Source organism: Streptococcus sp. DD12, assembly GCF_001578885.1.
In the GTDB taxonomy this organism is placed as follows: Bacteria; Bacillota; Bacilli; order Lactobacillales; family Streptococcaceae; genus Streptococcus.
Genome location: NZ_KQ969495.1, coordinates 1,258,867 through 1,271,380, shown reverse-complemented (window position 1 = coordinate 1,271,380; position 12,514 = coordinate 1,258,867). Strand labels below are relative to the sequence as shown.

Below are 12,514 nucleotides of genomic sequence, written 5' to 3'. Positions count from 1 at the left end.
AATCAGGAAAGCCCTATCCTTTTAGGGCTTTTTATGGTATAATCGGCAGGCAGAGGTTTTATATATGAGAAAAATTCAGTTTACAGCATTTCAGACCTTGTTGCTGGCACTAATCTTTTTTGGCTTGTTAGCCTTAGTCCTGCAAGTTTCCAACTCGAGGGCTTTGCAGTTGCTCTGTATTTTTTGGTTTTAATTGCAATGGTGGCTTTAAACTACTATCAAGGGATGGATAGAGAGTTGACCAAAGAGCAATTATCAGAAACCAAAGAGATGCGACAGCCTGTCGTTGACAAGAAGCAAGCAGATGATTTGGTGTCTCTTTTAGACAAGATGCCAGTGGGTGTCATCCATTTTGAACCTAGCACGGGACATATCGTTTGGTATAATCCTTACGCAGAACTTGTTTTTTCGAACGAAGACGGTTTTTTCAATGCTGAGCTTGTCAAACAAGTGTTAGCAGAGCAAAATGATGGCAATAAAAATCACCGATTGTTTATCGATGATAGAAAATATACCTCCTACCTTGACGACGCTAGTGGTATGTTTTATTTCTTTGATGCTGCGGTAGAAACAACAGATAGTCTATCTAATTTGGATATGAAACCAGTCATCGGTGTCATTTCAATTGACAACTACGATGATGCTTTAGATGGGCGTTCAGACTTAGATGTTACCAGCCTAAATAGCATTATTGTCAGTGCAATATCAAATTTCACAAAACGCTACCACATTTTTTACCGGCGTATAGACACAGACCGTTTTTACTTCTTTACAAATTACGCTGTTCTAAAAAAACTCATTGAGCAGAAATTTCCTGTATTAGAAGAGTTCAAACGCATTACACAAGAAAATCAGTTGCCCCTAACATTGAGTATGGGGATTTCCTATGGGGAATCTCATTTTGATAATATCGGACAAGTGGCTCTTCAAAATCTCAACTTTGCCCTGGTTCGTGGTGGTGACCAGGCCATTGTCAAAGAAGATGTTGAATTTGCTGAGGCCCAATATTTCGGTGGAGGCTCAGCCTCAACCATTAAACGGTCACGGACGCGGACGCGGGCAATGATGACAGCTATTTCTGATAAGATTCGCTCGAGTGATCGTGTATTTGTAGTGGGTCACCGCAATATTGATATGGACGCACTTGGTGCATCTGTTGGTATGCAACTATTTGCAAGTAATGTGATTGATAATGCCTATGTGGTCTATGATGACAGTCAGATGAATCCTGATATTGTACGTGCGATGCTCCGTTTGCGAGAAGATGGAAAAACGCAAATGTTAACCTTAGGACAGGCTAGTTTAGAAATCACACCTAATTCCTTGTTGATTATGGTTGACCATTCTAAAATTAGTTTGACTCTTTCCAAAGAGTTTTATCAGCGCTTTTCAGAGGTTGTTGTCATTGATCACCACCGTAGGGACGAAGACTTCCCAGATAACGCAGCCATTTCCTTTATAGAGAGTGGGGCTAGTTCAGCAAGTGAATTGGTAACGGAATTACTTCAATTTCAAAATGGGAGCAATAGCTTGAGTCGTATGCAGGCCAGTATCTTGATGGCTGGGATGATGCTAGATACGAAGAATTTCACAAGCAGTGTGACCAGCCGAACCTTTGACGTGGCCAGCTACTTACGTTCAAAAGGGAGCGACAGTACGATTATTCAACGAATATTGGCTGTTGATTACGAAGAATACCGGCAAGTCAATGAGCTCATCTTAGCTGGAAAAAAAGTGCTACCTGATGTCGTTGTCGCTGCTGGTGCACAGGGTGTTGTATACTCTAATGTGTTAGCAAGTAAGGCTGCGGATACCATCTTGGCAATGAATGGTATTTCTGCGACATTTGTGGTCGTTTGCTTACCAGATGGCCGTGTGGCGGTTTCTGCCCGCAGTCAAGGTGATATTAATGTTCAACGGATTATGGAGCGTATGGGTGGCGGTGGTCACTTTAATCTGGCAGCTTGTCAGGTAACGGGTAAAACTGTCGCTGAGGTGTCAACCGAATTAATCGCACTAATTAAAGAAAATTTAATCACAGAGGAAGGAAATAACGAATGAAAGTCATTTTTTTTACAAGATGTTAAAGGTAAAGGGAAAAAAGGGGAAATCAAAGAGGTTCCCACTGGTTATGCACAAAACTTTCTGTTGAAAAAAAACTTGGCTAAAGAAGCAACTAGTCAAGCCGTCAATGAGTTAAAAGGTAAACAAAAATCAGAAGAAAAAGCCCAAGCAGCACTTTTAGCTGAGGCTCAATCTCTCAAGGCTGTTTTAGAAGATGAGAAAACTGTCGTGAAGTTTACTGAAAAAGTAGGACCAGACGGCCGAACCTTTGGTTCAATTACAGCCAAGAAAATTGCAGATGAGTTGCAAAAACAATTTGCCATTAAGGTGGATAAACGCCATATCATTCTTGACCATCAAATTCGTGCAGTAGGTAGCGTAGAAGTGCCTGTAAAATTGCATAAGGATGTTCAGGCGACAATTTCGCTCTACATTAACCAAGCCTAAGAGGGTTAGTCATGCCAGAATCACAAGAATTACGATTGCCTCCCAAAGACGAGCTAGCTGAAGCAGCAGTCTTGGGGGCTGTCTTTATTTCCCCTGACAAGCTTATTGATATTCGTGAGTTTGTTGAACCGGAAGATTTTTATAAGTATGCAAACCGTGTGATTTTTAAGGCAATGGTTGATCTTGGTGATGCACGTGAGGCCATTGATGTTACGACAGTGCGCAGTCTTTTGGACAGTCAAGGGGATTTAGCAAACATTGGTGGCATCAGTTACTTGGCTGACTTGGTCGAAAGCGTGCCACATTCTGCCAATGCGGAGTACTACGCCAAAATAGTTGCTGAAAAATCCATGCTTCGAAAGGTAATCCAAAGCCTGACAGACCGTGTCCAAGAAGCTTACGAAGGCAGTCGAACGTCTGATGAAATTATTGCTGCAGCTGAAAAATCTCTGATTGATGTCAGTGAACACAGTAATCGTAGTGGTTTTCGTAAAATTTCAGATGTCTTGCGTATCAATTTTGAAGAGTTAGAAGAACGTGCTCGGCAAACCTCAGATGTCACAGGGGTTTCAACTGGCTACCAGGCTTTAGACCAGATGACAACTGGTTTGCATGAGGAAGAGTTAATCATTTTAGCAGCTCGTCCAGCCGTGGGGAAAACAGCCTTCGCTTTGAATATCGCTCAGAACGTTGGTACGCAAAGTCAAAAGCCGGTTGCTATCTTTTCTCTAGAGATGGGGGCAGAAAGCTTAGTTAATCGTTTGATGGCCTCAGAAGGGATGATTGATGCGCATAACATGCGAACAGGACACCTGACTGATGAGGAATGGAATTCCTACATGATTGCACAGGGAACTTTGGCAAGAGCCCCTATTTACATAGATGATACCGCCGGTATTCGGATTACAGAAATCAGAGCACGTTCCCGTCGACTAGCCCAAGAGGTTGCCGAACAAGGTGGGTTAGGATTGATTGTTATTGACTATTTACAATTGATTCAAGGGACTGGTCGTGAAAATCGCCAGCAAGAAGTTTCTGAAATTTCCCGACAATTAAAAATATTAGCCAAAGATTTAAAAGTTCCAGTTATTGCGCTAAGTCAGTTATCACGTGGTGTAGAGCAACGTCAGGATAAACGGCCTGTGCTATCTGATATTCGTGAATCCGGTTCGATTGAGCAGGATGCAGATATCGTTGCCTTTCTTTATCGTGATGATTACTACGATCGTGAAGATGGCGACCAAAATCAGCCTGATGGTTTTGTGGATAATACCGTCGAAGTCATTATCGAAAAAAACCGTAGCGGAGCGCGTGGAACAGTCAAACTACTTTTCCAGAAAGAATATAATAAATTTTCAAGTATCTCGATGCGAGAGGAATAAGGAGACATAAATGAGTGATGTATTTGCAGATGTTGCAAAAATGAAAAAAATTAAAGATGATGTTAAAGCCCATGAGGGCCAAGAGGTTGAACTGACTTTGGAAAATGGACGAAAACGTCAGCGGAATAAAATTGGAAAACTTATTGAAGTTTATCCATCTTTGTTCATTGTCGAGTTCAATGACCACGTTGGAAAAGACGGTGTTGCGCAATCTTCTTACGTGGAATCTTTCACCTACTCAGATATCTTGACTGAAAAGACTTTGATTCATTACTTTGACTAAAAAGTCTTTACAGTACAACATTTTAATGATAAAATAGAGCTTGTGTGAAATATCAGCAGGAACATATGGAGCTCGTCAACAGGGTATTATTTCTAATAGTAACCTTTGCTGTTTAGGCGAAGATACTCTGCACGAACTAGGATGTTCTAAGTGACTATTTTCCACCCATATTATTTTTAGGAGGACATTTAAATGTCACGTTACACTGGACCATCATGGAAACAATCTCGCCGTTTGGGACTTTCCCTTACAGGAACTGGTAAAGAACTTGCTCGTCGTAACTACGTGCCAGGTCAACATGGACCAAACAACCGCAGCAAACTTTCTGAATACGGTTTGCAATTGGCTGAAAAACAAAAACTACGTTTCACTTACGGTTTAGGTGAAAAACAATTCCGTAACTTGTTTGTTCAAGCAACAAAAATTAAAGGCGGAACACTTGGTTTCAACTTTATGGTACTTTTGGAACAACGTTTGGATAACGTTGTCTACCGTCTTGGATTGGCAACAACGCGTCGTCAAGCACGTCAATTTGTAAACCACGGACACATCCTTGTTGATGGAAAACGTGTTGATATCCCATCATTCCGCGTTGAAGTTGGACAAGTTATCTCAGTTCGTGAAAAATCTGCAAAAGTTCCAGCAATTCTTGAAGCAGTTGAAGCAACTGTTGGACGCCCAGCATTCGTATCATTTGATGCTGAAAAATTAGAAGGTTCATTGACACGTTTGCCAGAACGTGATGAAATCAACCCAGAAATCAATGAAGCACTTATCGTTGAATACTACAACAAAATGCTCTAAGATTTCATTTAAAAAGCTTTGGACACTTGTCCAAAGCTTTTTTTATACATTAATGGTGATATGACTCAATATATAGTCGGTCATGTCTGTTGAGCTTTCTTTTTTTCCTTGAGCTACCCAAGTTTGATAAATGCCAAAATAGGCATGCGAGAGGTAGGTAGAGGTGTAAACTTTTTCAATCGGTGCCATGGGGGTTGTCGACAGTTGCTGTAAACGCTCATCGATAAATAATTTTAGTTTGTTGCGGAGAAAAACATGCATCTCATGAGAGCCATTTTCCAATATAAGGGCAGCAAAAAGCTGATCCTGACTGAGAAAGTCGAAAATTTTTACTAAAGCTTGACGAAAATTTTCAACATCAGTTTCACGGAGTAACTCTTCTAGATAGTTAAAGCGCTCTTCCTGGTAGGACTGAATCATGTCATATTTATCTTGGTAATGAAGATAAAATCCCTGACGTGTCAGACCGGCTTCCTTAGCGAGTTCAGTTGTTGTAATGGCATTAAAGTCTTTTTGAGTTAGTAATTTGACCATAGCAGATTCAATCGCCTGCTTAGTTTTGACAGACCTTGCATTGTATTTCATGAGATAAGCCTTCCTCTTTACACATTGTTAAGTTCTGTCAAATTTGTGAAAATACAGCTTGTATTGCACTTAAATTTGACTATAATAGAACGTATGACTCATTATAACAAGAATTTAGTGAAGAAGGAACTTTAATCATGCTTGAAGAACTCAAGGTTATTTTAAAAAAACCAATGTTATGGATAACAATGTTAGGGATTGCTTTGATTCCAACCATTTACAATGTCCTTTTCTTAGGTTCCTTGTGGAATCCTTACGGAAATATCAAACAGTTGCCCGTAGCTATTGTTAACGAGGATAAATCAGTTACTGCTAATGGTAAAACCTTTGCCATTGGAGAAAATATGGTCTCTAATATGAAGCAATCTAAAGCTTTAGACTATCATTTTGTGTCTGAGAAAAAAGCTGTAAAAGGCTTGGCAGATGGCCGCTATTATATGGTGGTAACCCTACCAAAGGACCTTTCTCAAAATGCTAGTAGTTTGATGACGTCTGAGCCTAAACAGTTGAACATCACTTATCAAACATCTCAGGGACATAGTTTTACGGCATCAAAAATGGTAGATTCGGCGATGACACGTCTCAAAGAGAATCTCTCTAAGAATGTGACACAATCTTATACCAGTGCTGTTTTTAGCAGTATGTCACAATTGCAATCAGGACTCACAAGCTTGTCCAATGGTGCGTCTACGCTAAATGAAGGCTTACAAACTGCTCAATCAGGAAGTCAGACGCTGTCAAGTAATTTGGGAACTCTGGCAAATGGCGGTGTAACCCTATCTAATGGACTGTCAACTTTAGCTACAGGACTCGGTACTTATACTACAGGTGTGGGGACTGCCGCAAATGGTTCAACAACGCTTGTGACTGGTCTTGGACAATACACTTCTGGTGTTTCTTCAGTCGCAAATGGTGCTGCACAGTTAAATCAAAATTCGGCAGCGTTGACGTCTGGTTTGTCTACTTTGTCAAGCAACCTGTCAACCTTAGCGTCAGCAACGAGCTTAACGGATGAACAAAGTCAACAAATCAACAGTTTGATAGCTGGCTTGCCAAGCCTAAATGATAGTATCCAATCGTTAAATACAAGCTTGTCGGCTACCGCAAGTGCTGATATTTCTTCTTACCTAGCGGATATTCAGACACAAGCGACAGCTATTGCAACCGCAGCAGCTACAGACAGGTCAAACTATCTGGCAGCTATGCAAGCCACTACGACCTATCAAGGGTTAACAGCAGAACAACAGGCAGACTTGACCCAATCCCTGTCTAACACACCGTCTAGTGTCGAAACACAGGCAAATGCTATATTGACAGATGTCTCTACGATTGCTACGTCAGTAACAGCCTACCAAACAGCCTTAACACAGGTGCAAACAGGGGTGAGTGCTATTGCAACCGCATCGAATACGGCTCTGCCAGGTGCAAGTAGTGCCTTGACAACTTTGTCAACCGGTTTATCGCAAGCACATGCGGCTAGTCAAGCCCTAACTGCAGGAAGTCAAACGCTTTCAAACGGGTTAAACACTTATACAGCAGGTGTCGCAAATCTATCTACTGGCGCAAATCAATTGCAAGCATCCAATAACACCCTGCTCAGTGGTATGCAAAGTCTTTCTTCTGGCTTGTCAACCTTATCTGCTAACTCAGGTCAACTAAATACAGGTGTTGGAAGTCTAGTTTCAGGGGCGCAACAATTGAGCTCAGGAGCAGAACAATTGGCTACTGGTGGACAGACCTTGTCAACTGGTTTGACGCGTTTGGCGGACGGTTCTGGACAAATGAATAGCGCCCTCGCTCAGGCAGCAAAACAGGTTAACTTAGTCTCAGTTAAGGGTAATAATGCTAAAGCTGTTGCTAGTCCTGTAAAGACAAGTCATAAGGATAAGGATAAAGTGGCTACGAACGGCGTGGGGATGGCACCTTATATGATGTCGGTAGCTCTTATGGTTGCGGCTCTTTCAACTAATATGATTTTCAGTAGTTTGCCATCTGGTAAAATGGTACAGACACGCCGTGAATGGTTATCCCATCGTTTAGCTGTCAACGGAGTTATCGCTGTGATTGCGCCTACAGTACTCTACTTTGCAGTTAGAATGTTAGGATTGGTACCAAACCATGCTGGACTCACTTATCTTGTGACTGTTTTGGCCAGTCTAGTCTTTATGGCCTTGGTAACGGCCCTCATCTCTTGGAATAATCGTATTGGTTCCTTTATGGCATTGATTCTACTCGTCTTACAGCTGGCATCTAGTGGGGGAACCTACCCAGTTGTCCTATCGGCTAAATTTTATCAAACGATCAGCCCTTACTTGCCAATGACCTATTCTGTAGCTGCCTTGAGGGAGACTATTTCTATGAGCGGTCAGGTCAGTCAAGACATTATGCTAATGCTAATTTACCTGGTAGCTTTTATTGCTCTGGGGGCAGGTATTAGTGTGCGCAAGAATAAACAACTTTTGCCAGACAACAGCTGATGGATGAAGAAGTCGGTCATTTATCAGGATATTTTTTCTAGAGGTTGAGGATTGCTTTGGTGCTTATCTCAATATTAAAGATGTTATCATCATCAAAAAAAGGTTCCGTAAGGGACCTTTTTTAGTGTGGGTAAGGGAAGAAGTTAAGTTTTTGATTGACGTATTCTGCTAGGTAAATATTAGCAATTTCTGTATGACCGGCTTTCTGGAGTTCTTGCAGTAGCCAAGCTTCATCTTTGTGGATAAGTTCTAAGACATCGGTATTGAGGCGCCCATTACTAATGATGGGGAATTTCAGATTTTCTGCTCGTCGATCAATGATTGTTAAGCGCCCATTGGGTTCCATGATGGCAGACTTAACTTGCTCAATGCTATTGATACCCTCGGACCGTAGCTGAACCATAAGATGGTCAGCAGAGAGTCCTAACTGCGTGCATTTGGCAACGTCCACCTTACCATTTTTGATAAGAATCGTCGGATCGCCCACGACCATTTTGTGCACGAAACTATTGGAGTTGATCAAAAGTTTGATGATGACGACGATGAGAGACCAGATGAGAAGGACGATAAGAAAAGTCAATAAGGAAATGCTACTATTATAAATCACTCCCCCAATGATTCCCCCTAAGACGTAGTTTTGGATCTGATTGAGAGGGGTGTTAATGGAAAACTCATACTTTCCCAGGATATTGATTTGCAAGATCATAACCAGCATACCAATGCTGAATTTGAGTGCGATGATAAGATAACTATCCATGCTCAGTCTCCTTTTACGATAGTAACAGTATGGTCAATGACGTGTGTGCGCTCTAGGCTGTAGCTATTATTGTCTGCATTGAGATTGATGCGGTAATTCTTTTCATTAAAACGGACAATAATACCTGACGACAGTGAAGTAGCGTTAACATAAACATTTTCTTTTTTAACATGGTTATCTGTGGCAATGCTTTCAATCAATTTCACCAATGTTTGAGATTGGGAAAAGTCTTGTCGATTCTGTAGGTAATCTTGCATCTGGATGCCAAGAAGGACAAAAGTCAAGAGTACCATGCCAATGCTGATGTCTCGCCAACGGGTCCGTAGCCGATTCCGCAGATAGTAGGCACTAGAAGCCGTTAGAATGACTAGGAGAATGATGATAATCACTGAGCGGATCGTAGAAGCCATGGATTGGTGCTGGGTGATGTAACTAATATCGTAAAATTGCATAAGGTCTCCTCTAGCCTGTGATACTTCATTATATCATAGTGAAAATAAGGATAAAAGGGGGATGGATTTCAGAATACTTGCAACTAAAACTTAGGAAAGCTGACACTGAAAATGTAGTAGAGAGTGATAAGCCTTCGGATAAAATAAAAAACGCTTGAATAAGCGTTTTTGTTTTGTTCTCTTATTTTACTTCTGTAAGAGAAAAGTCGAGTGAAACATACTTTTAAGATGTTTTTACAAGGATAAAAATATCTTAAAAGTGGTACAATATTCGAAAATATAAAAAAATTAGAATTTATACTGAGGATTAAAATTAAGTCGTACTAGTTATTATTATTTATATAAAGAGGCTCAGGAGATTATTTTAAATGGAAAAGATGGACAGTGAAATGGCCTACGTGGCTAGAATACATTTAAAGAGAAACAATGATAATGTTAGAAAAGAATTAATTGATTTTTGTTTAAATGGTTCTAAACAGTATCTAGCACTTGGCTGGAGTAGATTAAGTAGTGATATTAAAAAAGATGATTTTCAGGGATACTACAATCGAATAAAAGAAGAGAGGGGTAGAGCAAACTCTGCAATAAATGTTTTTAGAGATACAAAGGCTGATGATCTATTTTGGACACGAGATTTAAATGGAAATTATTGGATTTGTAGGGTAAGGTCACAAGTTGAGGTAGTATGTGATGAGTACTTGGATATTGGAGCAATCATACCTGTAGAGGCTTATAATATTGGAATGCAAGTTCCAGGTCAAATCAAATCTTCTTTCAATAGACCTCTAGGAGGAACAGTTGAAAGAATTCATGATGAAATAATAATAGAATACTCAAAGAAGATTTTCAATCAGATGTCAAAGAGTGAATTTTATAAGGTTATTCCATTTGAGGGCAGTCTTCTAGATAATTTACCAGATTTTGATTTAGAGGAACTTGTTATTTCCTATCTCCAAATAAAAGAAAACTACTATGTTCTATCCAATTCAATTGCAAATAAATCTACTACTATTAAGATCGAGTGTGAAATGATTTCGAGGGATGTTGATAACCCTAGAAAAGCAGTAGTTCAAGTGAAGGGGAGAAAAGCCAAAGAACTTGATGCATTAGAGTTTAAACAATATGTTGAGAAAGGATATATAGTCTATCTATATGCACCACTAGTAATTAATCTAGATCAGCTTAAGAATGTAGTTCGGATAACAGATAAAGACTTATTGGATTTCTATAAGAACAATAAGTCGATTCTTCCAGGATCTATTACTCAATGGGAAGACTTGTTTATTGATGTTATATAATGAATAAGGAGACATCACCTTTAATTTAAAAAGGTAGAGCAAAAGGTAGAGTTTGAGTTGAAATATATTGCAATATGTTGCATTTGACAAAAATAAAAAACGCTTGAATAAGCGTTTTTGTTTTGTTCTCTTATTTTACCTCGGTGAATACGACGTGTTTCCGAAGTTTTGGAGAGTATTTTTTCAATTTCAAGCGATCTGGTGTGTTACGTTTGTTCTTAGAAGTTAGGTACAAGCGTTCGCCAGTTTCTTTGTGTTCAAGAATGATGTTATTACGCATGGTATCTCCCTTCTAATTATTCTGCAGAAGCAGCTTTAGCGATTTTACGTCCTTTGTAATATCCTTTGAGGGATACACGGTGTGAACGTGAGTAGTCACCAGTTGCTTCATCAAATTTCACAGTTGGAGCTGTCAAATTGTAGTGAGTGCGACGTTTATTTTTCTTTGCTTTCGACGTGCGACGTGCAGGTACTGCCATGTCTAAGTCCTCCGATTTTTTTATTTCTTGATTTTCATCAACTTTAGTATGATAGCATACTTTTTTTGTAAAGTAAAGTTACTTGACAAAAAAAGCAGAAAACTTGTCCTAGTAGCTTTCAAATAGCTTAATAAATGGTAAAATAGTACAGGTAAGAAAACTATGGCACAAGCCAGAAGGAACAGGATACGCATGAAATTACAAAAACCTAAAGGGACCCAAGATATTCTCCCTCAAGAGGCGATTAAATGGCAATATCTAGAGAATGTTGCGCGTGAAACATTTTCCCTCTATCACTATGGTGAGATTCGCACGCCTATGTTTGAACATTATGAGGTTATTAGTCGTTCGGTAGGTGATACGACTGACATCGTGACCAAGGAAATGTACGACTTTGAAGACAAGGGTGGGCGCCATATCACCTTACGGCCAGAGGGTACGGCACCGGTCGTACGCGCTTTTGTGGAAAATAAGCTTTATGCTCCAGAGGTGCAAAAACCCGCTAAGCTTTATTATATGGGGCCAATGTTTCGATATGAGCGGCCACAAGCGGGCCGTTTGCGTGAGTTTCACCAAATAGGTGTTGAATGTTTTGGTTCAGCGAATCCTGCGACAGATGTGGAAACCATTGCCATGGCTTATCAGCTGTTTAACAAATTAGGCGTAAAAAATGTGACCTTGCATCTCAACAGTCTGGGGAATGCTGAAAGTCGTGCAGCATACCGGCAGGCCTTGATTGATTACTTGACACCACTCAAGCCAAGTTTATCGGCAGACAGTCAGCGTCGTTTGGCCGAAAATCCCTTGCGTGTCCTAGACTCCAAGGATGCTGCAGATAAAGAAGCAGTCGCTGGTGCCCCTTCAATTTTAGATTATTTAGACCAGGAAAGCGCTGAACATTTTACTGCGGTTCGAAAAATGTTAGAAGCCCTTGAAATCCCTTATGTAATTGATACGAATATGGTGCGTGGTCTGGATTATTACAACCACACCATTTTTGAATTTATTACTGAAGTCGAAAAGACAGAGCTAACCATTTGCGCAGGTGGTCGATATGACAGCTTGGTGTCTTATTTTGATGGCCCAGAAACACCGGGCTTTGGTTTCGGTCTGGGAATGGAACGTCTGCTTTTAGTCATGGAAAAACAAGCGTTATTCCCACCCCTAAAGGCTCCTTTGGATGTTTATATCATCGTGTTAGGCAAAGAGGCCAATGAGAAAGCTTTGGAATTGGTCCAATCCCTTCGTCAACAAGGTTTATCAGTTGAACGAGATTATCTCGATCGTAAAATCAAAGCTCAGTTCAAAACAGCAGATAAGTTTCAAGCGCGTTATGTTATCACGCTTGGAGAGTCCGAAGTGGTAAGCCAACAAGTCGTGGTGACACACAAGGTAGCTAATCAAAAAGTTGAAATTTCAGCAACGCTAAAAGAATTACAAGAAGACTTTACAGGCGTTGTAAATCTTAATCAAGCCAAATAAAGAA

Annotated in this window: 11 protein-coding genes and 2 pseudogenes; 8 read left to right on the top strand and 5 right to left on the bottom strand. The window is 40.3% G+C overall.

From position 1 onward, the window contains the following. The first annotated feature begins 64 nt into the window (after positions 1-64). The 5 genes and pseudogenes from STRDD12_RS05950 (at position 65) to rpsD (ending at position 4,980) form a co-directional block, all read left to right on the top strand. Positions 65-2,061: pseudogene (locus tag STRDD12_RS05950) on the top strand (DHH family phosphoesterase). Next, positions 2,062-2,511: pseudogene (gene rplI, locus STRDD12_RS05945) on the top strand (50S ribosomal protein L9); the annotation flags it as partial. 11 nt (positions 2,512-2,522) lie between these two features. Then, the gene (gene dnaB, locus STRDD12_RS05940) at positions 2,523-3,893 is read left to right on the top strand and encodes a replicative DNA helicase (RefSeq protein WP_066916087.1); all 1,371 of its coding nucleotides are present in this window, start codon (positions 2,523-2,525) and stop codon (positions 3,891-3,893) included. 10 nt (positions 3,894-3,903) lie between these two features. Beyond that, positions 3,904-4,176 carry a Veg family protein gene (locus STRDD12_RS05935; RefSeq protein ID WP_066916085.1) on the top strand — a complete coding sequence of 91 codons (273 nt, stop codon included), beginning with the start codon at positions 3,904-3,906 and terminating at the stop codon, positions 4,174-4,176. Between the two features lie 192 nt (positions 4,177-4,368). Beyond that, positions 4,369-4,980, top strand: coding sequence for a 30S ribosomal protein S4 (gene rpsD, locus STRDD12_RS05930; RefSeq protein ID WP_066916083.1), 612 nt, complete (start codon positions 4,369-4,371; stop codon positions 4,978-4,980). 42 nt (positions 4,981-5,022) lie between these two features. Here the strand turns inward: rpsD and STRDD12_RS05925 are convergent, their stop codons facing one another. Further along, the gene (locus STRDD12_RS05925) at positions 5,023-5,565 is read right to left on the bottom strand and encodes a TetR/AcrR family transcriptional regulator (protein WP_066916081.1); all 543 of its coding nucleotides are present in this window, start codon (positions 5,563-5,565) and stop codon (positions 5,023-5,025) included. A 137-nt stretch (positions 5,566-5,702) separates the two neighbouring features. Here STRDD12_RS05925 and STRDD12_RS05920 point away from each other — a divergent pair, with 137 nt between their 5' ends. Then, positions 5,703-8,042 (top strand): YhgE/Pip domain-containing protein, encoded by a 2,340-nt coding sequence (locus STRDD12_RS05920; protein WP_066916079.1) that lies wholly within the window; start codon positions 5,703-5,705, stop codon positions 8,040-8,042. A 121-nt stretch (positions 8,043-8,163) separates the two neighbouring features. On the opposite strand, the gene STRDD12_RS05915 is transcribed toward STRDD12_RS05920, so the two are convergent. Both STRDD12_RS05915 and STRDD12_RS05910 read right to left on the bottom strand, forming a co-directional pair. Continuing rightward, positions 8,164-8,799, bottom strand: a complete 636-nt coding sequence (locus tag STRDD12_RS05915) for a DUF421 domain-containing protein (RefSeq protein ID WP_066916077.1) — start codon at positions 8,797-8,799, stop codon at positions 8,164-8,166. A gap of 2 nt (positions 8,800-8,801) precedes the next feature. Beyond that, positions 8,802-9,251 carry a DUF3290 domain-containing protein gene (locus STRDD12_RS05910; protein WP_066916075.1) on the bottom strand — a complete coding sequence of 150 codons (450 nt, stop codon included), beginning with the start codon at positions 9,249-9,251 and terminating at the stop codon, positions 8,802-8,804. Between the two features lie 368 nt (positions 9,252-9,619). Here STRDD12_RS05910 and STRDD12_RS08450 point away from each other — a divergent pair, with 368 nt between their 5' ends. After that, the gene (locus STRDD12_RS08450) at positions 9,620-10,549 is read left to right on the top strand and encodes a ribonuclease D (RefSeq protein ID WP_231853447.1); all 930 of its coding nucleotides are present in this window, start codon (positions 9,620-9,622) and stop codon (positions 10,547-10,549) included. Positions 10,550-10,679: 130 nt separating this feature from the next. Here STRDD12_RS08450 and rpmG read toward each other — a convergent pair whose 3' ends face one another. Both rpmG and rpmF read right to left on the bottom strand, forming a co-directional pair. Then, positions 10,680-10,829, bottom strand: coding sequence for a 50S ribosomal protein L33 (gene rpmG / locus STRDD12_RS08105; protein ID WP_082753068.1), 150 nt, complete (start codon positions 10,827-10,829; stop codon positions 10,680-10,682). Between the two features lie 16 nt (positions 10,830-10,845). Next, positions 10,846-11,028: a 50S ribosomal protein L32 gene (gene rpmF / locus STRDD12_RS05900; protein ID WP_066916073.1), complete on the bottom strand. Its 183-nt coding sequence runs from the start codon at positions 11,026-11,028 to the stop codon at positions 10,846-10,848. A gap of 192 nt (positions 11,029-11,220) precedes the next feature. Between rpmF and hisS the strand changes: the two genes are divergently transcribed. Further along, positions 11,221-12,510: a histidine--tRNA ligase gene (gene hisS / locus STRDD12_RS05895; protein WP_066916071.1), complete on the top strand. Its 1,290-nt coding sequence runs from the start codon at positions 11,221-11,223 to the stop codon at positions 12,508-12,510. Positions 12,511-12,514: the final 4 nt, after the last annotated feature.